The sequence below is a fragment of the Comamonas jiangduensis genome, from assembly GCF_030162955.1.
Taxonomy (GTDB): Bacteria; Pseudomonadota; Gammaproteobacteria; order Burkholderiales; family Burkholderiaceae_C; genus Comamonas; species Comamonas jiangduensis.
This window is the reverse complement of the sequence record NZ_JARXOV010000005.1, coordinates 16,128-38,125: the sequence shown is the minus strand read 5'-3', so window position 1 is coordinate 38,125 and position 21,998 is coordinate 16,128. Positions and strand designations below refer to the sequence as shown.

At 59.5% G+C, this 21,998-nt stretch carries 23 protein-coding genes and 1 riboswitch; of the genes, 11 read left to right on the top strand and 12 right to left on the bottom strand.

Features of this window, described 5'->3' with window-relative positions; translation table 11 throughout:
- The first annotated feature begins 15 nt into the window (after positions 1-15).
- From tsaB to corA, 4 genes are all read left to right on the top strand, one after another.
- Positions 16-717 carry a tRNA (adenosine(37)-N6)-threonylcarbamoyltransferase complex dimerization subunit type 1 TsaB gene (tsaB, locus tag QEP12_RS05620; protein ID WP_284213619.1) on the top strand — a complete coding sequence of 234 codons (702 nt, stop codon included), beginning with the start codon at positions 16-18 and terminating at the stop codon, positions 715-717.
- Positions 717-1,247 carry a ribosomal protein S18-alanine N-acetyltransferase gene (gene rimI, locus QEP12_RS05615; protein ID WP_431308067.1) on the top strand — a complete coding sequence of 177 codons (531 nt, stop codon included), beginning with the start codon at positions 717-719 and terminating at the stop codon, positions 1,245-1,247. The genes tsaB and rimI overlap by 1 nt, the downstream gene beginning before the upstream one ends.
- Positions 1,238-2,068, top strand: coding sequence for a uracil-DNA glycosylase family protein (locus tag QEP12_RS05610; RefSeq protein WP_284213617.1), 831 nt, complete (start codon positions 1,238-1,240; stop codon positions 2,066-2,068). The genes rimI and QEP12_RS05610 overlap by 10 nt, the downstream gene beginning before the upstream one ends.
- A gap of 206 nt (positions 2,069-2,274) precedes the next feature.
- Positions 2,275-3,261 (top strand): magnesium/cobalt transporter CorA, encoded by a 987-nt coding sequence (gene corA / locus QEP12_RS05605; protein WP_219163331.1) that lies wholly within the window; start codon positions 2,275-2,277, stop codon positions 3,259-3,261.
- Between the two features lie 126 nt (positions 3,262-3,387).
- On the opposite strand, the gene otnI is transcribed toward corA, so the two are convergent.
- The 4 genes from otnI to QEP12_RS05585 all read right to left on the bottom strand — a co-directional run bounded on the left by otnI (position 3,388) and on the right by QEP12_RS05585 (position 6,729).
- Entirely contained in the window at positions 3,388-4,197 is an 810-nt protein-coding gene (gene otnI / locus QEP12_RS05600; RefSeq protein ID WP_284213616.1) for a 2-oxo-tetronate isomerase, read from the bottom strand.
- A 131-nt stretch (positions 4,198-4,328) separates the two neighbouring features.
- Positions 4,329-4,913, bottom strand: a complete 585-nt coding sequence (metW, locus tag QEP12_RS05595) for a methionine biosynthesis protein MetW (RefSeq protein ID WP_174863551.1) — start codon at positions 4,911-4,913, stop codon at positions 4,329-4,331.
- Entirely contained in the window at positions 4,910-6,040 is a 1,131-nt protein-coding gene (gene metX, locus QEP12_RS05590) for a homoserine O-succinyltransferase MetX (protein ID WP_219163335.1), read from the bottom strand. Before metX ends, metW begins: the two co-directional genes overlap by 4 nt.
- Positions 6,041-6,150: 110 nt before the next feature.
- On the bottom strand, positions 6,151-6,729 hold the full coding sequence (locus QEP12_RS05585; protein ID WP_284213615.1) for a TMEM165/GDT1 family protein: 579 nt from the start codon (positions 6,727-6,729) through the stop codon (positions 6,151-6,153).
- A 90-nt stretch (positions 6,730-6,819) separates the two neighbouring features.
- Positions 6,820-6,929: riboswitch (yybP-ykoY riboswitch) on the bottom strand.
- A 238-nt stretch (positions 6,930-7,167) separates the two neighbouring features.
- Between QEP12_RS05585 and rbp (QEP12_RS05580) the strand changes: the two genes are divergently transcribed.
- Together rbp (QEP12_RS05580) and rbp (QEP12_RS05575) are read left to right on the top strand one after the other, a co-directional pair.
- Complete coding sequence (gene rbp, locus QEP12_RS05580) at positions 7,168-7,524, top strand: RNA-binding regulator (RefSeq protein WP_219163338.1); 357 nt, start codon at positions 7,168-7,170, stop codon at positions 7,522-7,524.
- A gap of 211 nt (positions 7,525-7,735) precedes the next feature.
- On the top strand, positions 7,736-8,155 hold the full coding sequence (rbp, locus tag QEP12_RS05575) for an RNA-binding regulator (RefSeq protein ID WP_174863548.1): 420 nt from the start codon (positions 7,736-7,738) through the stop codon (positions 8,153-8,155).
- A gap of 83 nt (positions 8,156-8,238) precedes the next feature.
- Here the strand turns inward: rbp (QEP12_RS05575) and lptC are convergent, their stop codons facing one another.
- Genes lptC through QEP12_RS05560 form a run of 3 tightly spaced genes read right to left on the bottom strand, consistent with a single transcriptional unit; the run spans position 8,239 to position 10,402 of the window.
- Positions 8,239-8,844: an LPS export ABC transporter periplasmic protein LptC gene (gene lptC, locus QEP12_RS05570; RefSeq protein WP_174863547.1), complete on the bottom strand. Its 606-nt coding sequence runs from the start codon at positions 8,842-8,844 to the stop codon at positions 8,239-8,241.
- Positions 8,841-9,401 carry a KdsC family phosphatase gene (locus tag QEP12_RS05565; protein WP_284213614.1) on the bottom strand — a complete coding sequence of 187 codons (561 nt, stop codon included), beginning with the start codon at positions 9,399-9,401 and terminating at the stop codon, positions 8,841-8,843. Before QEP12_RS05565 ends, lptC begins: the two co-directional genes overlap by 4 nt.
- Entirely contained in the window at positions 9,401-10,402 is a 1,002-nt protein-coding gene (locus tag QEP12_RS05560; RefSeq protein WP_284213613.1) for a KpsF/GutQ family sugar-phosphate isomerase, read from the bottom strand. The genes QEP12_RS05565 and QEP12_RS05560 overlap by 1 nt, the downstream gene beginning before the upstream one ends.
- A 287-nt stretch (positions 10,403-10,689) precedes the next feature.
- Between QEP12_RS05560 and QEP12_RS05555 the strand changes: the two genes are divergently transcribed.
- The 3 genes from QEP12_RS05555 to QEP12_RS05545 all read left to right on the top strand — a co-directional run bounded on the left by QEP12_RS05555 (position 10,690) and on the right by QEP12_RS05545 (position 14,483).
- On the top strand, positions 10,690-11,247 hold the full coding sequence (locus tag QEP12_RS05555; protein WP_219163345.1) for an adenine phosphoribosyltransferase: 558 nt from the start codon (positions 10,690-10,692) through the stop codon (positions 11,245-11,247).
- 269 nt (positions 11,248-11,516) lie between these two features.
- On the top strand, positions 11,517-12,470 hold the full coding sequence (locus QEP12_RS05550; RefSeq protein WP_284213612.1) for an Lnb N-terminal periplasmic domain-containing protein: 954 nt from the start codon (positions 11,517-11,519) through the stop codon (positions 12,468-12,470).
- 75 nt (positions 12,471-12,545) lie between these two features.
- A complete protein-coding gene (locus QEP12_RS05545) occupies positions 12,546-14,483 on the top strand; it encodes an esterase/lipase family protein (RefSeq protein ID WP_284213611.1) in 1,938 nt (645 codons plus the stop codon).
- A gap of 98 nt (positions 14,484-14,581) precedes the next feature.
- Here QEP12_RS05545 and mnmE read toward each other — a convergent pair whose 3' ends face one another.
- The 5 genes from mnmE to rpmH form a co-directional block, all read right to left on the bottom strand.
- Positions 14,582-16,009, bottom strand: a complete 1,428-nt coding sequence (gene mnmE, locus QEP12_RS05540; protein ID WP_174863543.1) for a tRNA uridine-5-carboxymethylaminomethyl(34) synthesis GTPase MnmE — start codon at positions 16,007-16,009, stop codon at positions 14,582-14,584.
- Between the two features lie 224 nt (positions 16,010-16,233).
- Positions 16,234-17,961, bottom strand: a complete 1,728-nt coding sequence (gene yidC / locus QEP12_RS05535) for a membrane protein insertase YidC (RefSeq protein WP_284213610.1) — start codon at positions 17,959-17,961, stop codon at positions 16,234-16,236.
- Positions 17,958-18,230, bottom strand: a complete 273-nt coding sequence (gene yidD, locus QEP12_RS05530) for a membrane protein insertion efficiency factor YidD (protein ID WP_219163350.1) — start codon at positions 18,228-18,230, stop codon at positions 17,958-17,960. The genes yidC and yidD overlap by 4 nt, the downstream gene beginning before the upstream one ends.
- 4 nt (positions 18,231-18,234) lie before the next feature.
- Positions 18,235-18,759: a ribonuclease P protein component gene (locus tag QEP12_RS05525; protein WP_284213609.1), complete on the bottom strand. Its 525-nt coding sequence runs from the start codon at positions 18,757-18,759 to the stop codon at positions 18,235-18,237.
- Between the two features lie 61 nt (positions 18,760-18,820).
- The gene (rpmH, locus tag QEP12_RS05520; protein WP_042412105.1) at positions 18,821-18,955 is read right to left on the bottom strand and encodes a 50S ribosomal protein L34; all 135 of its coding nucleotides are present in this window, start codon (positions 18,953-18,955) and stop codon (positions 18,821-18,823) included.
- Between the two features lie 347 nt (positions 18,956-19,302).
- Between rpmH and dnaA the strand changes: the two genes are divergently transcribed.
- Both dnaA and dnaN read left to right on the top strand, forming a co-directional pair.
- A complete protein-coding gene (gene dnaA, locus QEP12_RS05515) occupies positions 19,303-20,709 on the top strand; it encodes a chromosomal replication initiator protein DnaA (protein ID WP_284213608.1) in 1,407 nt (468 codons plus the stop codon).
- Between the two features lie 144 nt (positions 20,710-20,853).
- Positions 20,854-21,975, top strand: a complete 1,122-nt coding sequence (gene dnaN, locus QEP12_RS05510) for a DNA polymerase III subunit beta (RefSeq protein ID WP_219163353.1) — start codon at positions 20,854-20,856, stop codon at positions 21,973-21,975.
- Positions 21,976-21,998: the final 23 nt, after the last annotated feature.

Sequence of the window (21,998 nt, the reverse complement as noted above, 5' to 3'; positions counted from 1 at the left end):
TTTGCAGCGCGCACCATGAATTTGCTTGCTTTTGACACCAGCACCGACACCTTGTTTATCGCCATCCAGCGTGGCGACCAGCTGTGGCAACACCAGGCAGCCGGGGGTGCCAACTCGTCGGCCACCCTGATCCCCGCCATCCAGGCCGGGCTGCAGGCTCTGGATCTGAAGCTCGTCGACCTCAAGGCGATTGTGTTTGGCCGTGGCCCCGGCTCTTTCACGGGCTTGCGCACCTCCTGCGCGATTGCCCAGGGCCTGGCCTTGGGCGCGGAGTTGCCCCTGCTGCCTATCGACACCTTGCTGGCCGTGGCGGAAGAAGCCCGCCACCAACACGGCTGCACCGATGTCATGGCCGTGCTGGATGCGCGCATGTCCGAGGTCTACCACGCAGGCTACCGCTGGGCCGACGGCCTGTGGCAGGCCACGCACGCGCTGGGCGTGTGCGCGCCCGAAGCCTTGACCGTGCCCGCCCCCTTCGTGGTGGTGGGCAATGCCCAAGCCGCCTATCCAGACCGTCTGGCCCCTGCGGCCCAGCACCTGGCCGCCCTGCCCACAGCCACTGCCCTGGTCCGTCTGGCACCCACGCTGATTGCCGACGGCCACTTGATTGAAGCCTCCTACGCGCTGCCGCTGTACATCCGCGATAAGGTCGCCAAAACCACGGCAGAGCGCGAAGCCGAGCGCCTAGCCACAGAGCCACCACACCCGCACGCATGATGCACCCCCAGCTGCCCCCCGCTTCCACCAACACCGGTGCCGTGCTGCCGGATGGCTTGCCTGCGCCTGGGGCGCAAAGTCACCGGGTGGTGCCACTGACCGAAGCCCTGCTGGATGCCATCTTGCCGATTGAACAGGTGGCTTATACCCACCCGTGGAGCCGTGGCAACTTTGCCGATGCCCTGCGCAGCGGCTACTGCGCCCAGGTGCTGATGCAAGGCGAGGCCGTGCTGGGTTACTTCATCGCCATGCAGATCCTGGATGAGGTGCACCTGCTCAACATCACCGTCTCGCCCCTGCACCAGAAACAAGGGCTGGGCCGTGAGTTGCTGGACATCTTGGCCCACTGGAGCCGCCACACCGCCAAAGCCCAGTGGCTGTGGCTGGAGGTGCGTGAGAGCAACACGCGCGCGCGCCACATCTATGAACGCCACGGATTTACCCAAGTCGGCGCACGCAAGAAGTACTATCCGCTGCACCATGGCGAGCGTGAAACCGCCATTTTGATGAGCATGCACCTATGGCCCTGAACCTCGACCCCCGCCAACGCGCCATGCTGCAGGAGATGGGCATCACCCTGTGGATGCCCACCGCTGCCTCGCCTGCCGCACCTGTGCCGCAGCGCGAAGCCGTGGCTGTGGTGGCCGCGCAGGAGGTCGTAGCCCCAGCGCACCCGGCCGTGGTCCCAGCACCTGTAGGGGGGGCTTCTGCCCCTACCGCGCCATCGCCAGCACCCATGGCCCCTGCCTTGCCCGCAGTGGCTGCGGTGACGGTAACAAGCCGGGCAACCCCTGCGGCGCCCGTCACTGCTGCCGCCAACGAGGCCCTACCCAGCACCGAATGGCAGATTGCCCCCGCCGTGCAGGCTTACCCCGCCGCCACAGGGGGCAGCCCGCAGGATGCATGGCTGGTCATTTGGGAAGCGCCCAACCCCAGCGCACCGCTGGAGGGCGACACGGGCAAGCTGCTGCACCACATGCTGCGTGCGCTGTGGCTGCACCACAGCCCCCATGTCTGGATTGCGGGCGTGCAGCGCCCTGGCCATGAGGCATTGCCTGTTGCCGGGGTACCTGCGCAACCCGTGGCGTGGCAAAGCCTGTCCCAGGGCTTGGCGGCCCATGTGCAGCACACCCAGCCCGCGCGCATTCTGGTGCTGGGGATGCACGCAGCACGCGCCGTGCTGGGCAGCGAAGAAGCGCTGGGCCGCCTGCGCGCCCAAGTGCACCAGGTGCAGCACATTCCCACCGTGGTCAGCTATGACCCGGCCTACCTGCTGCGCTCTCCCCATGCCAAACCTGCGGCCTGGGCCGACCTGTGCCGCGCCCACGCCCTGCGCCCACCCTCTTCGTGATGCCTGTGTGCCGGCAGCACCTGCCGCTGCACACTGCGGGCAGCCCCGGCATAATCGCGGGCTTGTCATATTTTCGAGATATCACCGTGGAAACCTACCCTAGTTGGTAGCTTCCATCCTCTCCCAAGGCCTTGCGGCATGAGACTGGATTGGAAGCGCCCCCAATCATTCCCCGCTAAAGCCACAACAACATTTGGGAGAGCCGTATGCTCAATATTTTCTCGCTGTCCAACGGCCGTTTGGTTCAGGAAGAAATCGAATCACTGGAAGAACTGGCGCAGTTTCAGCCCATCTGGGTGGACCTGGAGTCGCCCACCCTCGAAGAAAAGCGCTGGGTCAAGCAGCACTATGGACTGTCCATTCCCGATGACGCGATGGACCTGGACATTGAAGAGTCCGCCCGCTTTTACGAAGAAGACAACGGCGAGTTGCACATCCGCAGTGACTTCTTGCTCGACGATGAAGAAGACCCGCGCAGCGTTCGGGTGGCCTACATCCTGAACCAGCACAACACCGAGCTCAAATCCTGCGGCGTGCTGTTTTCCATCCACGACGAAGACATTCCTGTCTTTCGCCTGCTGCGCCTGCGCGCGCGCCGCGCGCCGGGGCTGATTGAAGATGCCAAGGACGTGCTGCTGAAGCTGTTTGACGCCGACGCCGAATACTCTGCCGACACGCTCGAAGGCATTTACGACGACCTCAAGCACGTCAGCGCCCGAGTGCTGGACGGCAACGTGACCGATGATTACGCGCAAGAAGTGCTGGCCGATATTGCCCGCCAGGAAGACTTGAACGGCCGCATCCGCCGCAACATGCTGGACACGCGCCGCGCCGTCAGCTTCATGATGCGCAGCAAAATGCTCAATGCCGAACAGTTTGAAGATGCGCGCCAGATTCTGCGCGACATTGAGTCGCTGGACAGCCACACGCAGTTCCTGTTCGACAAGATCAACTTCTTGATGGACGCCACCGTGGGTTTCCTGAGCATCAACCAGAACAAGGTCATCAAGATCTTCTCGGTGGCCAGCGTGGCCTTGCTGCCCCCCACCCTGATTGCCAGCGTGTACGGCATGAACTTCCGCGTGATGCCAGAGCTGGAGTGGACCTATGGCTACGTCTACGTCATCTTGCTGATGATTGCCAGCGCCGTCGGCCCCATGCTGTACTTCCGCAAACGCGGCTGGCTCAAATAGCACCGCGCGCAAAAAAACAGAGCGCCTTGCGCTCTTTTTTAAGTGTTTTCAGCCGTTTTTTATATTGAAAACAAGAACAGACGCGCGCCAAGCGCTCTCTTTTTTTCATTTCGGTATCACCCAGGTTTACAGCAGCGTAGCCATCCAGGCCAGCCCTTGGCTGGTGTCTTGGCGGGGCCGGTACTCGCACCCCACCCAACCGCTGTAGCCCAGCGCATCTATCACGCTGAACAGATAGCGGTAGTTCAGCTCCCCCACATCCGGCTCCTGGCGCTCCGGCACGCCGGCAATCTGGATATGGCCTACGCGCCCCGTGGGCAGGTACTGGCGCAGCTTGCTGGCCACATCGCCTTCAGTGATCTGGCAGTGGTACAGGTCCATCTGCACCTTCAAATTGGGGGCTGCCACGGTTTGCGCCAGGCTGTGCGCCTGGTCTTGCGTTTGCAGGTAGTAGCCGGGCATATCGCGGTGGTTGATGGGCTCGATCATGATGTCCACCCCCACATCGGCGGCGGCCTGCGCCGCCCAGCGCAGGTTGGAGAGCACGCGGCTGCGCAGCGCATAGCGCGCGGCGCCATTCGGGATCAGGCCGCTCATCACATGGATGCGTGGGCACTGCAGCACTTGCGCATAGCGCAGCGCCTCCCACACCCCGTTGCGAAAGCTGTCTTCTTGCCCGTTCAGGCACAAGGTGCCGCGCATGCCCGCATCCCACGCCTGCGCCATTTCTTGCAGGTTGCGCCCCCCGGGCGGTGCGTTGAACAGCACTTGCTGCAAGCCATGCTTGTCCAGCAGCTCGGCCAGTTCCTCGGCAGGATAGGCATAGGGAAACAGGTATTCCACCGCCTGAAAACGATCTCGGGCAGCCGCTGCAAAGCGGGCCAAAAATGGCAGTTCGGTGTACATCAGGGAAAGGTTGGCAGCAAAGCGTGGCATAGGCGGATTATCAAAACTTCTGGGCGGCACGCTGTCACGCCCGTTGGGCCATTCAGTGCCGCACAGACCACGAGTACATCAAAGACTTGGCGTTCAGTGAAGGCTGCGCTGGCACAAGCTCGCTGGCAGGCCTAACCACGCTCCAGACAGAACACCGATGTGCTGGCGCGCAGATTGGGCAGCGTGCGGATGATTTTTCCTTCTTGCAGGCCAAAGGCATCCACCACATGCAGGCGGTTTTTGTGGGCCAGCACCTCAAAGTCTTTGAACGTGCCCACGCGGATGTTGGGCGTGTCATACCACTGGTAAGGCAGATGGCGCGTCACCGGCATGCGCCCGCGCAATACCGAGAAACGGTTGGGCCAGTGCGCAAAGTTGGGAAAGCTGATCACGCTCATGCGGCCCACACGCGCGGTTTCGCGCAGCATGGTCTCGGCATTGCGCAGGTGCTGCAGCGTGTTGATCTGCAGCACCATGTCAAAGCTGTTGTCATCAAAGATGGCCAGGCCTTCGTCCAGGTTGAGCTGCAGCACATTGACGCCACGCTGCACACAGGCCAGCACATTGGCATCGTCAATCTCGACGCCATAGCCTGTACAGCCCCGCTCGCGCTGCAAAAATGCCATGAAGCTGCCATCGCCGCAGCCCAGATCCAGCACGCGCGCGCCTTGCGGCACCAGTTGGGCCAATGCTTGCATCGTTGGGGTGGCAGTCATGCGGCGAACTCCTTGGCAATACCTTCAAAGTAAGCGCGCATGGCGCTCAAATAACGCGGGTCATCCAGCAAAAATGCGTCATGCCCGTGGGGCGCATCGATCTCGGCATAGCTGACATCACGGCCGTTTTGCAGCAGCGCCTGCACCATCTCGCGGCTGCGGCCCGGGGCAAAGCGCCAGTCGGTCGTAAAGCTCACCAGGAAGAACTTGGCCAGGCTCTGGGCCAGCGCAGCTTTCAAGCTGCCGCCGTACTGCTTGGCGGGATCAAAATAGTCCAGCGCCCGCGTAATCAGCAAATAGGTGTTGGCATCAAAGTAGCCGCTGAACTTGTCGCCCTGGTAACGCAGATAGCTCTCGATCTCAAACTCAATGTCTTGCGTGGTGAACTTGATGTTCGGCCCTTCGCGCAGCGCGCGGCCAAATTTTTGGTTCATCACATCGTCACTCAGGTAGGTGATGTGACCAATCATGCGGGCAATGCGCAGCCCCCGCTTGGGCACCACGCCATGGGCATAAAAGTCGCCGCCATGAAAATCCGGGTCGGTCACGATGGCGCGGCGTGCCACTTCGTTGAAGGCGATGTTCTCGGCGTTCAGGTTGGGCGCACTGGCCACCACCACCGCATGGCGCATGCGCTCGGGGTATTGCAGCGTCCAGCTCAAAGCTTGCATGCCGCCCAGACTCCCTCCCAGCACCGCCGCCAGCTGCGAGATGCCCAGCTGATCCAGCAAAAGTGCCTGCGCGTTGACCCAGTCTTCCACCGTCAGCACCGGGAAGCTGGAGCCATACACCTCGCCCGTATCCGGATTGGTGTGCATCGGGCCGGTCGAGCCAAAGCACGAGCCCAGGTTGTTCACGCCGATGACAAAGAACTTGTTGGTGTCCACGGATTTACCGGGGCCAATCATGTTGTCCCACCAGCCCTCGCTCTTGGGCTGGCCTTCGTACACACCAGCCACGTGGTGCGAGGCATTCAGGGCATGGCAAACCAGAATGGCATTGGATTTGTCGGCATTGAGTTGCCCGTAGGTCTCAAATGCCAGGGTGTAGTCGCGAATGCTTTTGCCGCTTCGCAGCGGCAGCGCATCCGGAAAGTGCATGGATTGGGGTGTGGCGATGAAGGACATAAAAAAACCCGGCATCGCTAAAAACGAGGCCGGGTTGGGATATGCGGTTTCGTCTTTAGCAGTATTTGTAAAGCGCCCGCAAGCAGAAGCAAATCAGCGCATGAGACCCATTATGCCAAACCCGGCACGCTCTGGGCGAATAAAGCTACCAGCCCCAGCACCAAGAAAATGACCGCAGAGATGACATGTACCAAGCGAATTGGCACCTTTTTGACCAGCTTGTCACCCAGCCAGACCACGGGCGCATTCGCCAGCATCATGCCCAATGTGGTGCCCAGCACCACCCACAGGTAGGCGTTGTACTGCGCCGCCAGCATGACGGTGGCAATTTGGGTTTTGTCCCCCATCTCGGCCAAGAAGAAAGCAACCACGGTGGTGCCAAATACCCCCCAGCGCGAAAAGCTCTTGACCGCCTCATCCTCAAGCTTGTCTGGAATCAGCATCCAAACTGCCATCGCAATGAACGACAGCCCCAAAATCCAGCGCATGACATCGGGGCCAATGAAGGCATTTACCCAAGCGCCCACCGCACCCGCCAAGCCGTGGTTCACCATGGTCGCGACAAAGATGCCCAGAACAATAGGCCAAGGTTTACGAAAACGTGCGGCAAGCACCAAAGAGAGCAACTGGGTTTTGTCGCCCATTTCTGCCAGCGCAACAATACCAGTGGATACGAGAAAGGCTTCCATGTGTGGGACGTAGAGATACAGGCTGGCTCAAGCGCACATTGACTACCACCGTGCCAGCCATAGGAACGGTTGCAGTCAATGGTCTTGCCCAGCTTCTGTCGAAGCCGCATGCACCATAGCGCTGAGCGCCAAGTCTGTTGATACATGCTTTTGGCGCGTTGCACGCCAAACGGACTACTCCCCAAGGACTTCGCTATTGTAGCTATTTGCAACCTCTATTACGCACGCCGCCCCCGGGAAAGCCCGCAAACTATGTTGTATAGGAGCATAAATTTGACAAAAACCCCATTGTCTGCGTGACAGCTTGCCTCATAATGGCTTCGCTCACGAATGCGATAGCACATGAGCAAGTGCGTTTGCGTCTCTAAGGTAGGTCACATCAAGTTGGCTTTCGGTTAGGGCTCCATCGCGTTTTAAGTTTTTTTCTAGGAGTCCAGCATGGGCAACAAACTGTATGTAGGCAACCTGCCTTACGCTTTCCGCGACAACGACCTCGAGCAGGCGTTCTCCGAATTCGGCGCTGTGCAAAGTGCAAAGGTCATGATGGAGCGCGACACTGGTCGCTCCAAGGGTTTCGGCTTTGTGGAAATGGGCAGCGATGCTGAAGCACAAGCAGCTATCCAAGGCCTGCACGGCCAAAACTACGGCGGCCGTGATCTGGTTGTGAACGAAGCTCGCCCCATGGAACCCCGCCCTCCCCGTAGCGGTGGCTTCGGTGGTGGCAATGGCGGCGGCTTCGGCGGCGGCCGTGGCAACGGCGGTGGCGGCTACGGCGGTGGCCGCGGCGGTTACTAAGCCAAACCTCTAGCGCTTAATCAGCGCTTTGGTAATAAAAAAGGAACCTTAGGGTTCCTTTTTTATTTGCGAAACCTATTCTTACTCCTGGCGCTTGTCATTTATTAACTATTTCACCAATAATATTTATGCAGTTATTTATTTTCCGCATTCAAATAGTTCAAATATTTTGAAATAAAAAAGCATTGGTTTAACGGCACAGGAGTACGTGATGGGTATGAAGTTGTACGTGGGAAATTTGCCCTACGGGGTACGTGATCATGATCTGCAGCAATCCTTTACGCAGTTTGGCAATGTGGTAAGTGCCAAAGTCATGATGGAACGAGACACTGGGCGTTCTAAAGGATTCGGCTTTGTGGAAATGGGCAGTGATAGCGAAGCTCAAACTGCAATTCAGCGCATGAATGGCCAGCCTCTGGGTGGCCGCAGCCTGGTGGTTAATGAAGCGCGTCCGATGGAGGCAAGCGCACCGCACGCCCAATCCTATGGAGGTAGCTTATCCCCGTCCAACGGACATGCTGGACGCAACGAAGGCAACTTCCGCAGTCCTTACGGTATAGGGCCCCGCAATCGCAGCAGCCAAGGTAACGAGCAAGGCAACCCGAGTGGCAGCCGTTTTCGCAACAGTTAACGCATCGGTACTCACAATAAAAAAGACCCAAAAGGGTCTTTTTTATTTATAAGAAAAATCTTACATTCACTCGAGACAAATGATTATTTATTTTTCCCAGGATAAATTACCCCTTTTACACGGCCATTTAATTCAATCACTTGGGATAAGTTATCGTATTGCATACGCTCGCCTGTGAATTGATTATTCCCCCGCGTAATTTCCACCGGCAAATGTGAAACAACACGCTCCTCGTTGGTCCACGCATGCAAAAATTCTCCGCTATAGCGCGTGGTCAGGCTTGGTTGCTGAGGTTGTACACGCTCGACCTTGGCATTGCCCACCAGCTGTACTTCCGAAGAGTCAGAATTGCTGATACCACGATCGGCCGAGGTAGTGGTCACCATGCCGTTGAGCGCAATGCTACGGGTACGCACCTCATCGACTTCCATGGTGTCAGTCTTCGGAAAATGGCGGGCTTGTACTCCTGTCATCACGCTTTGCAAGCGTCCTTTTCCATCAAACTGGTGTACTGAGAAGTTCTCCATGATGTAGTCTGGCGCATCCGACACCACCTGATCGACATTGCTTTGCAACGGCTTGGGGGCATTGCGCACCAGCCACCATGTGCCCATGGCTAGCATGACCATCAGCAACACGGGCAGATAGATGGAGGCTTGCTCCCACATACGCTGCAAAGTTTTTGTCATTGCTGATAAGTCTCCAACAATGCGCTGTAGCGCCCACTGGCAATCAAGAGCAAATCGCACAACTGGCGTACCGCCCCTTGGCCTGCGGCAACATCGGTCACAAAGTCAGCAATCGCTAAATTTTCTGCATGCGCATTGCTCGGCGCGCAGGCGAATGCGCAACGTTGCATCACAGGCAAATCCGGCCAGTCATCTCCCATCATCGCAGCTTGGCTCCATGTCAGGCCCAATTTATCAAGAATGGACTGCGCTGCAGGCACTTTGTCTTCTGTGCCATAGACCGCATGCTGCACACCCAGTTGCTGCAGCCGCAAACGCAAAGGCACCGAATCTCGTCCCGTCACGACAGCCGGCACAATCCCCGCCTTTTGCAGCAGCTTGATGCCGTGTCCATCCAGCGTATGAAAGCGCTTGATGGCTTCGCCATGCTCCGTAAAGTGCAGCCCTCCATCGGTAAGCACCCCATCTACATCCAAGAAGACCACACGGATAGCCTGCGCTTGCAGCAAGAGTTCTGGTGCAAAACGCACTGCAGGTGAAACAAAAGGCTTGGGCATCAGATCACCTTGGCAAGCATCAGATCGCGGATGTGCACCATGCCAACCAAGCGCGACTGCGCGTCCACCACCAAGACCGAAGTAATCCCGTGCTGCTCCATCAACTGTGCTGCATCTACGGCCAAGGCTTCTTCAGAAATAGTGCGCGGGTGCTTGTGCATCAATGCGCCCGCCGTGGCATGCCGCAGATCGGTGCCATCCTCAATACGTCGGCGCAAATCACCATCCGTAAAAATACCTTGCACGCGGCCTTCGGCGTCCACCACCGCACTCGCCCCCATATTCTTGGCGCTGATCTCGCGCATCAGGCGATCAAAACCATCTGCAACTAGTACACGCGGCACGTCATCGCCGCTGCGCATCACGTCACGCACATGGGTCAGCAACCTGCGGCCCAGCGAGCCACCAGGGTGCGACAGTGCAAAATCTTCTGCTTTGAACCCTCTGGCATCCAGCAACGCCGTGGCCAATGCGTCACCAAGTGCCAGTTGTACGGTGGTGCTGGCTGTCGGCGCCAGGTTCAAAGGGCACGCTTCACGCTCCACACTGGTGTCCAGCACCCAGTCTGAATATTTGGCCAAACTCGATTGCAAGCCTCCCGTCATGCCTGCAATACGCACCCCTTGGCGCTTGAGGGCGGGCAGCAACGACGTCAGCTCATTGCTTTCGCCACTGTTGGATATGGCCAGCACCAAGTCCTTGCTGGTCACCATGCCCAAGTCCCCATGGCTGGCTTCTGCAGGGTGCATAAAGAAGGCAGGAGTCCCTGTGGAAGCCAGCGTGGCGGCAATCTTGCACCCAATGTGACCGCTTTTTCCCATGCCCGTCACCACAACGCGACCTGGCGTTACCAGTATGGCCTGCACCACTTGCACAAAGCTCTCATCCAACCGCTGTGCCAAGGCTTGCAACGATTGAATCTCAATGGCCAAAGTTTCGCGCGCCATAGCCAGCGCTTGCGAAGCACCCAGAAGAGGTGGTGTGTGCATGGGGGTATTCATGGAGTAATTTTATCGAGGCCCGCAAGACCACTCTATGTCGCACGGACTCCTTCCTTGAAATAAAGGTGCTTGCCCGGTGTTCGCCCCGCTGCATTGATCGCTCGCGGTGCAATCAACGCAGATAACAACAAACGCTGAATGATTGCTGTGCGCAACACATACGCAAATCTGGCGCTCTGATTACACTTTTGCCCATTAGCGGTATCTGGATCTGCAGCAGACCATGGTGCCTTCCGTTTTTGCCGCACCTGCCTGCCAACGCAGGGCCTCACTTCTGCCTCTCTTTCATGCACACGACCAGCGTCAACGATTACCTTCGCCAGCACATCCGCACCGTCTCTGATTGGCCCGCACCCGGCGTGCAGTTCCGAGACATCACCCCTTTGCTGCAAGATCCCAAGGTTTTTCGCATCCTGATTGATGCGTTCGTGCACCGCTACATGGACCCGGACATGCGCCCCGATGTCGTAGCAGGTCTGGATGCCCGCGGTTTCATTTTGGGCGCAGTGATTGCCTATGAATTGAACGTAGGTTTTGTGCCCATTCGCAAAAAAGGCAAGCTGCCCTTCACCACGGTGGAAGAGACCTACGAGCTGGAATACGGCAGCGCTACGGTGGAGTTGCACACCGATGCCGTCAAGCCCGGCGACAAGGTGCTGCTGATTGATGACTTGATCGCCACCGGCGGCACCATGATGGCTGGCAAAAAATTGCTGGAAAAACTCGGTGCTACCGTCATGGAAGGCGCAGCCATCGTGGATTTGCCCGAGCTTGGGGGCTCCAAACTTTTGCAAGACACTGGCAAGTTGCCGCTGTTTACGTTGGTGGATTTTGAAGGCCACTGATCGCCTCACCTCACCCCAGCAAGCCGGCCATGCCGGCTTTTTTGTTGCCCATTGTTGACCCAACAGAACGCAACAGATACACCTCAACACAGCATCTATCATCTTGTCACGGCAAACTGCGCTTTTTTACACACTTACCGCAATCTCTCATGTCTCGAATGCCACGCAACCACCTCATGCCTGTTTCGTCCAAATGGCAAACATGGTGCATGGCTGGTGCATGGCTCTTGGTCACCGCCCTAGGCCTGCTATGCGCTGCATGGGGTTGTATGGCATTGCTGGCGCAAGCGCCCCAGCGCTACAACATCGCAGCAGCCTTGGCCTTGGTCTGGGGGTTTGCATGGCTGATTTTGTTTGGCTACGGCGCACTTCAGCGACGCGTCCTGCCCATCTTGGCTGGTGGCCTGGCCTTGATGCTCGGGTTGCTCATTTGGTGGGGCACGATTGATCCGCAGTCAGACCGTGAATGGGCCGCCGATGTGGCCCGGCTCGTGGCCATCGAAAGCGACAAGCACCAGCCCGATGTGGTGCATCTGCGCAATGTGCGCAACTTTACCTGGCGCAGCGATAGCGACTTCACCCCCCGCTGGGAAGACCGCAGCTACGACCTCTCAAAGCTGTCAAGTGTTGATGTCGCCCTGTCGTATTGGATGGGGCCGGCGATTGCCCACACTTTGGTGTCCTTTGGTTTTACGGATGGACAACACGTGGTGTTTTCCATCGAAATCCGCAAAGAGCAGCACGAGCAATTCGATGCACTCGCAGGTTTTTTCAAGCAGTACGAAATGGCGCTGGTGGCCGCCGATGAGCGCGATATCTTGGCTGTGCGAACGAATGTGCGCGGTGAGCAGGTGCACCTGTACCAGGTCAACATGACGCAAGGCAGCATGCGCGACCTGTTCATGGCCTATGCCCGCCAGGCCAGCCAGCTGGCGTTTGCCCCGCGTTTTTACAATACCCTCACGGCCAATTGCACCACCATCGTCTGGCAACTGGCGCGGCGTATTGGCCAAGCGCTGCCCACCGACTGGCGCTTGCTCGCCTCAGGCTATCTTCCCGAATATCTGCGCGATGTCGGGGGCCTGGCCTCCATGCAGCCGCTGGAGCTGCTGCGCGCGCAAGGCAACATCACCCAGCGTGCCCAAACTTGGCAAGCACCAGCGCACGGCACAGATGCTGGGCGCAGTGCCGATTTTTCGCGCCATATCCGCCAGGGCATGTAAGGCCCAGCCTTGCCACCGCAGATCGGCACCGGGCGTGTCAACGCAGACACCGCCTGCGCTCTACACTCGCGGCCTATGACGTCGTTTTCGCGCTTTCGTTGGACATTTCCTCTGCTGGCAGCCCTGCTGACAGGCTGCGCAGGGGTCACCGTACAAACTGCAGACCCCGCCCACTACCTGGCCGAACGCCGCAGTGATGTGCTGACATCGGGCGAGCTCAGCCCGGCTACCCAGGAATCGCTGCGCGTGCTGGACCTGGACCCCAAGTCCTGCTTGGCCGATGTGCCCATGTGCCACTACACCCTGTCGTCTGCCACAGGCTTGTATGCCGAGCAGCGCATGGCCTCGTTGGCAGAGCTGTGGACGCTGCAGGCCCGCAAAGCCCAGCAAGCGCCCTCTTTGCCGGGCACACGCACCGCCGACGAAGTGCAGGCGTGGCTGGAAGCCGCCCGCCATGCCTGGGCCTACTTCTTCTTTACCGAACGCAAGCCCAGTGACCGCGCTTTTGAAGACCGCCAGATTCAGGTGCGTGACTATTACAACCATGCAGTGCAACAAGCCGTCACCGGCATGTTTGCCCTGCGGCAGCACGACGACACCGCCCAGATTGAGCGCTTTGGCAACTGGCACATCAGCACCGACTTTTCCGGGGTGTGGCTGCCCGCCAACAAAAGCATTCCGCAGGAGCTGATTCCGGCGACCTCGCTGCGCTTTTCGGGCCTGCGCAACCAGTACCGCCGCAACGGCTTTGGCGCAGAGCTGGTGGCCGTGTTTCAGGACAACGCACCATCTCACCCTGGCATTGCGATGGCCGCGGACAGCGCCATCGCCGGGCCACCGCAGGCCCCTTTCCAAGAATCGCTTTTCCCGGCATTGACGGTGGTGCTGCGCTTTGCGGGCAACACCCTGCAAGAGGTGCTGTCGACCAACGTCGTGCAGTTGCAGGCGTTTGACCCGTACCGGGTGCGCCAGGTGGACATGGGCAACACCGTAGTGCCACTGGCGGGCAACTTTTCATCGGGCTACGGACTGTGGCTGGCGCGCTCAGGGTTTTCCACCCAAGCGCTGCGCACCTTGGTGGGCTTGAGCAACGGAATTGTCAAACCCACCATCTACCTGATGCAGCCCTATGACCCCAACCGCCGCACCATCGTCATGCTGCATGGCCTGGCCAGCAGCCCGGAGGCCTGGATCAACGTGGCCAATGAGGTACTGGGCGATGAAACCCTGCGCCGCAACTACCAAATCTGGCAGGTCTACTACCCCACCAATGCGCCGCTGGCGCTGAACAACTACGCCATTCGCCAGGCACTGCAACGCACGCTGCAGCACTTTGACCCGCAAGGCACGGCGCGGGCGTCGCACGACCTCACGCTGGTCGGGCACAGCATGGGCGGCGTGCTCGCGCGCTTGCTGGTCAGCAACACCGAGGGGCAAATGCTGGCCTCCGTCGAAAAGAGCGTCGGTGCGCAAACGGCCGATGACAAAGCGCTGCGCGCCAAGTTGCGCCCCTATCTGGAGTTTGAGGCCCTGCCCCAAGTCAGCAGCGCCATCTTTATTGCCGCCCCGCACCGCGGCACCGACTTTGCCAACCACCGCATTGCGCGCTGGGTGTCCAACCTCATCACCTTGCCGTTTTCCATGATGGAGCAGTTTGGCGACATCACGCGCGCCATCGCCAATGCCTCGCCGCGCATTGGCAAGCAGTCGCTGCTGCGCATTCCCAACAGCATCGACAACCTCAGCGATACGGACGACTACGTGCGCCTGGCGGCCAACCTGCCGATTGCCCCCGGCGTGCGCTACCACTCCATCATTGGCAACTACACCCCCAACGTGCCGCTGCAAGCCAGCAGCGATGGCATCGTGCCGTACCGCAGCGCACATTTGGACGGCGCCGCCTCGGAGCTGATCGTGCCGTTCAGCCACAGCGTGCAGGAACACCCGCGCGCCATCGTGGAAATCCGCCGCATTTTGCACAACCAGTTGCTACCGCAAAACCAGAAAAAGTGAGCTGCCAGCACGCAAAGCAAAAGGACTTCAAAGCTTTTTAACTTTGAAGTCCTTTTTTCATAGGCACAAGGCGCTATGTTTTTCATGGGTTCTGCGCTTTATTTCCCGATGCAGAAGCTGGAAAAAATCACGCCCAGCAAGTCGTCGGAGGTGAATTCGCCCGTGATGCTGTTAAGCGCCGACTGCGCCAGGCGCAGCTCTTCGGCCAGGATGTCCAGCGCCGGGCCGGGCACGTTCAGCTGCGCGTGCGCTTCCTCCAGGTGGGCGCCCACGGCCTGCAGCGCCTCCACATGGCGCGCGCGGGCGATGTACAAGCCCTCGGCCGCCGACTGCCAGCCGGCCACCTGCAGCAGGCGCTGGCGCACGGCATCCAGCCCGTCGCCAGTGCGTGCAGACAGGCTCAGGCTGGCCTCGCTGCCCTTGCGACCTGCCAACGGCGCCAGCGGCTGCATCTGCGCGCCGGGGGCGGCCAGGTCGGTCTTGTTCCACAGGTCGATGACGGGAATGTTCGGCGCAATCCGCTCGGCCAGCGTGGTGGCAATCTCCAGGTCGGCGGCCACATAGTCAGCCTCGCCCATGCGCGAGAGGTCGTGCAGGAACAGCACAGCATCGGCGGCAGCAATCTCGTCCCAGGCGCGGGCAATGCCAATGCGCTCCACCTCGTCCTCGCTCTCGCGCAGGCCGGCAGTGTCGATCACGTGCAGCGGCACGCCGTCGATCTGGATGGTCTGCTGCACCTTGTCGCGCGTGGTGCCGGCGATCGGGGTGACAATGGCCAGCTCGGCCCCGGCCAGCGCGTTCAGCAGCGAGCTTTTGCCCGCATTGGGCTGGCCAGCAATCACCACCTTGATGCCTTCGCGCAGCAGCGCGCCCTGCTGGGTGCGTGCCAGCACCTGGCCCAGCTGGTCGCGCAGTGCGTCCAGCTGGCCGTAGGCATCGGCCTTTTGCAGGAAGTCGATTTCTTCTTCGGGAAAGTCCAGCGTGGCCTCGACCAGCATGCGCAGGTGCACCAGCGCTTCGCGCAGCTCGCCGATCTCACGCGAGAAGTCGCCCGACAGCGAGCGGCTGGCGCTGCGCGCCGCTGCCTCGGTGCTGGCGTCGATCAAATCAGCAATCGCCTCGGCCTGCGCCAGATCGATTTTGTCGTTCATGAACGCACGCTGGGTGAACTCACCCGGCTCGGCAAGCCGCAGGCCGGGCAGGCTATTGCCCTCTTGCGCGGCTTCCAGACAACGCGCTAACAGCAATTGCAGCACCACAGGGCCACCGTGGGCCTGCAACTCCAACACGTCTTCGCCGGTATAGCTGTTCGGGCCGGGAAAGTAGATGGCCAAGCCGTGGTCAATCGGCGCACCCTTGGCGTCTTTGAAGGGCAGGTAAGTCGCTTCGCGCGGCTTCAGGTCTTTGCCCAGCAAGTGGCGCACAAAGCCCGCAATCTGCTTGCCCGATACGCGCACAATGCCCACGGCGCCGCGCCCGGGGGCGGTGGCAATGGCAACGATGGGATCGGTTTGGCGCGCAAGCATGGCTTATATCCTTGGATGAACAACTGACTGCCCATGATAGCCACGGGCAAATACACACAGACTTCAAAAACAGGAGCGCTCGGCGCCTACCAAAAAAGGCATTGCTGCACCAACCCAAGTCAAACGATGAATTGGCGCGCACAAAGCGCTCTGTTTTTAAAGCGTCTGTCTGAAAACATCAAAGGCCGCATCTGCGGCCTTTGAGGGATGAAGCAAGCCGCGGCTTACTTCTTCTTGGCTTTGACGTCTGTAACAGCAGCGTCGGCCTTCTTGAAGCTAGGCAGGTTGAACTGCGGTGGCACGCCCATGCGGGTGTTGATAACCCACTGCTGGGCAATCGACAAGATGTTGTTGGTCAGCCAGTACAGCACCAGACCAGCCGGGAACATGAAGAACATGACGCTGAAGATCAGGGGCATGAACCACATCATCTTGGCCTGCATTGGATCGGGTGGCACAGGGTTCAACGCGGTTTGCAGCAGCGAGGACAGGGTCATCAGCAGCGGCAGGATGAAGAAGGGGTCCTTGGCCGACAGGTCGGTGATCCACAAAATCCAGGGCGCGTGGCGGATTTCCACCGACGACAGCAGCACCCAGTACAGCGCGATGAACACGGGGATCTGGATCATGATGGGGAAGCAACCGCCCATGGGGTTAACCTTCTCCTCACGGTAGATACGCATCATCTCCTGCTGCATCTGCTGCGGGCTGTCCTTCAGGCGTGCACGCATCTCCATGATGCGGGGGTTGATGGCCTTCATCTTGGCCATCGAAGCATAGGCCTTGGCGTTGAGCCAGTAGAACAGGATCTTCAGGAACAGCACCAGACCGACGATGGACCAGCCCCAGTTGCCCAGGATGCCGTGGATTTTGTCCAGCAGCCAGTACAGGGGCTTGGCCAGGATGGTCAGCCAGCCATAGTCCTTGACCAGCTCCAGGCCGGGAGCCAGGGCTTCCAGCGTTTTTTCCAGCTGCGGGCCGGCAAACAGGCGGGCGTCCAGCACCTTGGTTTCACCAGGCTGCAGCGTACCCACGGGGGTAATCATGCCGGCGGCGTACAGGTTGTCGCCCACCTTGCGCGCGTAGTTGTCGCGCTGGATGCCATCGCCCAGCAACCAGGCAGAGGCAAAGTAGTGCTGCACCATGGCGACGTAGCCGCTGGTGGCGGTCTTTTCAAACTCGGCCTTGTCCTTGTCGATGTTCTTGAACTCCACCTTCTGGTACTTGCCGGTGTCGGTATAGATCGCCGGGCCGGTAAAGGTGGAATAGAAAGCATTGCCGCCGTCCAGCGCATTGCCATCACGCAGCAGCTGCAGGTACAGCTGGGGGGTGATGGCGGCAGCGCCAGCGTTCACCACTTCGTGCTTCACGCCGATGTCGTAGGCACCACGCTTGAGGGTGAACGTCTTGACCAGCTTCACGCCGTCTTGCACGGGCGATTCAAAACGCACTTGCAACTCGTTGTCGCCGTCCTTGAGCGCACGCTCACCGGGCAGCACGTTCATCACGGTCTTGTGGTTGGGGTAGTTGCCACCAATCAGCCCCGTCTGGGCCATGTACACACGCTCGGCGCTTTCGTCGAACAGCACAAAAGGCTTGGACTTGTCGGCATCGCTGCCGTACTTGAGCAGTTCAGCGTGTACCAGCGCGCCGCCCTGGCCATCAAAGGTCAGGCGCATCACGTCGGTGGTGACGGTGATGGTTTCGCGGGCCACCGGGGCGGCTTCTGCCGCGCCGGGAACATCGCTGGCCGAAGCGGCAGGCGTTGCGGTCGTCAGGGCATCGGGCACATCGGCAGGCTGCTTGTCAGCAGGCGCTGTCGTTGCCACCGTCTTGGGCGCCGATGGGAAGAACGTGGCTTGTTTGCCATTGTGGATTTGCCATTGGTCCCACAGCAAAACCATGGAAAAGCCAAATATCACCCACAGGATGGTGCGGCGAATGTCGTTCATGAAGACTTCTTTGGTGAGGAAGAGGAGGTCAAACCGGTAAACAGCTTGGGCGCTTTGTCAGGCACAGGATCATGCCCGCCATCACACCACGGATGACAGCGTACCAGTCGCCGCAGTGTCAAATACGTGCCGGCCGCTGCGCCGTGCTGCTCTAAAGCCTTGAGAGAGTAGGCCGAACAGGTTGGTTCAAAACGGCAAGCCGAGCCCAGCCACGGACTCAAAAAAAAGCGATAGCCACGCACCAAGGCCATGAGCAGGGCTTTCACCATGGGCTTATCCCGCGCCTTCTACAGCCGCGGCAGCAGGCGGTGCAAGCTCGGCTGGCGCCACAGGCTTCGGGCTTTTACGCCGCGTGGCATGCGCCAAGAGTTGCTGCAATTCGGCACGCACAGCACGCTTGAGCGGCTCTGAGGTTGCACTGATGAACTGCTTGCGGTCAAACCCGGCGCGCAGGCGCACCACATACGCCGCAGGCGGCAAAGCCTGTAGCTGGGCGTCAAATTCGCTGGCAACGGCATAAATCTGCCGCTTGATGGTGTGACGTGTTACCGAACGCTTGGCCCAGCGCTTGGGCACCAGCGCACCCAGCCACACTTGCGGTGCTTTGCACCCGGGCACGACAAACAGGGCCTGCGGTGCTTGCTCAGAGAGCGTTGCACCGGGCCCTGTTGGCTCAGCGTCCTTGACAACATCCGCACTGCTCAAGACCAAACGGTGCAGCGCAAAGTGCGGCGTCCGGGAAATGGTTCCCCCGGACATGGTTGCCTGAAATTGGGGGCGCGTTTGTAGCCGTTGCATCACAGCACTCCCTGCCTGGTTGCAGGAGATGGTGTCAGGCAGTCGGCCAAGCGAGCCTGCCTTAAACGGCCAGACGCTTGCGGCCCTTGGCGCGACGTGCGTTGATCACGGCACGGCCGCCCTTGGTCTTCATGCGCACCAGGAAACCGTGGGTGCGAGCGCGCTTGGTCTTGGAGGGTTGGTATGTACGCTTCATGTTCGTTCCTTGAGAAGGTTCAGTTTTTTACTGGCCCATGCACTCCGCATGAGTGCACACTGCCCAAATTTCCCCCGCCAAGCATGCCTGCAAATGCAGCCGACCATTGGCCAGCTGCCGCAAATAAAAGCTTCGCGCGGGGCTTATCACCCTGAACACATTCAGGGAAACCCGAAATTATCTCAGTGTTACGTCCCTCTTGCAATGCCCCTCTAAACATGGGCCAAAATACACACCCTGTGAAGCCGTGATGGAAAAGCGCCACAAATTTGTGGATAACTTTTTGAAAAGCTACAATCACAGCCCCATTCACGTTCCTCCTATCCACAAAAAGCGCACCCATTGAAATGACAGAGGAACCCTCCAACGATGCAGGTCTGGGCCTATGGCTTGCCTGCGTTGAGCAGCTCAGCCAAGACCTGCCCGAACAACAGTTCAACACCTGGATCAAGCCTTTGACCGCCGTCGTGGCCGAAGACTTCTCCAAGGTGACGGTATATGTGGCCAACCGCTTCAAGCTCGATTGGATCCGCGCCCAGTACGCTGCCCGCATCTCGGGCTTGCTGGAAGATTTGTACGGCCACCCTGTTGCACTGGAGTTAGCACTCGCTCAGCGCGAAAGCGTCATCAGAACCTATGTTCGTCCCATGCAATCCGAGCGCAGCAGCCCCGCAGAGGCTCCTACGCTGATGCCTGTGAACGCGGGCTCGGGAGAGGCTGCACCCCCCGCTTTTCGCAACCGCCTGAATTCCGCCCTGACGTTTGAAACACTGGTGGAAGGCACCGCCAACCGCATGGCACGCTCAGCGGCCATGCACGTCGCTGGCTCACCCGGCCACCTGTACAACCCGCTGTTTATCTACGGCGGCGTCGGTCTGGGTAAAACCCACTTGGTGCACGCCGTGGGCAACCAGTTGCTCAAAGACAAGCCGGACGCCAAGGTTCTCTACATCCACGCGGAACAATTCGTTTCGGATGTGGTTAAAGCCTACCAACGCCGCACATTTGACGAGTTCAAAGAGCGCTACCACTCGCTCGATCTTTTGTTGATCGATGACGTCCAGTTCTTTGCCAACAAAGACCGTACGCAGGAAGAGTTCTTCAACGCCTTTGAAGCGCTGTTGGCCAAAAAGAGCCACATCGTGATGACATCCGACACCTACCCCAAGGGTCTGACCAACATCCACGAGCGCCTGGTCTCGCGCTTTGACTCGGGCCTGACGGTGGCCATTGAGCCGCCCGAGCTGGAAATGCGCGTGGCGATTCTGATTAACAAGGCACGCGCCGAGAACGCCGAAATGCCTGAAGAAGTTGCCTTCTTTGTGGCCAAAAACGTGCGCTCCAACGTGCGTGAGCTGGAAGGCGCGCTGCGCAAGATTCTGGCTTACTCGCGCTTTAACCAAAAGGAAGTCTCCATCCAGCTGGCGCGCGAGGCGCTGCGCGATCTGCTGAGCATTCAGAACCGTCAGATCAGCGTGGAGAACATCCAGAAAACCGTGGCCGACTACTACAAGATCAAGGTCGCCGACATGTACAGCAAGAAGCGCCCCGCGTCGATTGCCCGTCCGCGCCAGATCGCCATGTATTTGGCCAAGGAATTGACACAAAAAAGTCTGCCGGAAATTGGAGAGCTGTTTGGCGGCCGCGACCACACCACGGTGCTGCATGCGGTGCGCAAGATCGCCGCCGAGCGCCAGCAGCTGACCGAGCTGAACCAGCAATTGCATGTGCTGGAGCAAACGCTCAAAGGTTGATCCAGATGCCGTGGGAATTTCCCCTCGCCCAGCCCCGCTTGACCGGGCAAAATGAGGGAGTTTGCGTAGCAAGAGGGGGCGTTAAGGTTGCGCCGCTGCCCAAACTATACAAAGAGACCCGAATCCTGAAACTCAGAGGTTGACATGATCGTCCTGAAAGCCACACAAGACAAAGTTCTCGCGGTCCTGCAATCGGTGTCCGGCATTGTTGAACGCCGCCACACCCTGCCTATTTTGGCGAACGTGCTGATCAAAAAGACCGGCAACGCCATCCAGCTCACCACCAGCGACCTGGAAATCCAAATCCGCACCACCGCCGAGCTGGGCGGTGACACCGGTGACTTCGCCACCACCATCGGTGCGCGCAAGCTGATCGACATTTTGAAGACCATGCCCGGCGACCAGACCGTGGCCCTGGAGTCGCAGCAGTCCAAGATGATCTTGAAGGGCGGCAAAAGCCGCTTCACGCTGCAAACCCTGCCTGCCGAAGACTTCCCGCTGGTGCAGGAAGCCGCCAACTTTGGCCCCGCTTTCAGCGTGCCACAAAAAGTGCTGAAAGACTTGATGGGCCAGGTCTCGTTTGCCATGGCCGTGCAAGACATCCGCTACTACCTGAACGGCATTTTGTTCGTGGCCGAGGGCAACACGCTGAGCCTAGTGGCCACCGACGGCCACCGCCTGGCGTTTGCCAGCGCCGAGCTGGATGTAGACGTGGGCGAGAAGCAGGAAGTCATCCTGCCGCGCAAGACCGTGCTGGAGCTGCAGCGCCTGCTGTCCGACGTGGGCGGTGAGAACTCGCCGCGCATCGAGATGCAGTTTGCCAACAACCAGGCCAAGTTCACCTTTGCCGGCATGGAGTTCGTGACCAAGCTGGTCGAGGGCAAGTTCCCCGACTACAACCGCGTCATTCCGCGCAACCACCACAACAGCATTACGCTGGGCCGCGCGCCGCTGCTGGCTTCGCTGCAGCGCACCGCCATCATGACCAGCGACAAGTTCAAGGGCGTGCGCCTGACGATCGAACCCGGCACGCTGCGTGTGGCGTCCAACAACGCCGACCAGGAAGAGGCAGTGGACGAACTCGACATCGACTACGGCGGCGACCTGATCGATATCGGTTTCAACGTGACTTACCTGCTGGACGTGCTGTCCAACATGTCGCAAGACATGGTCAAGATTGACCTGGCCGACAGCAACAGCTCCGCGCTGGTCACCATTCCCGGCAACGACAACTTCAAGTACGTCGTCATGCCCATGCGCATCTAACGTCTGACAGGTGCGCCCTGAGG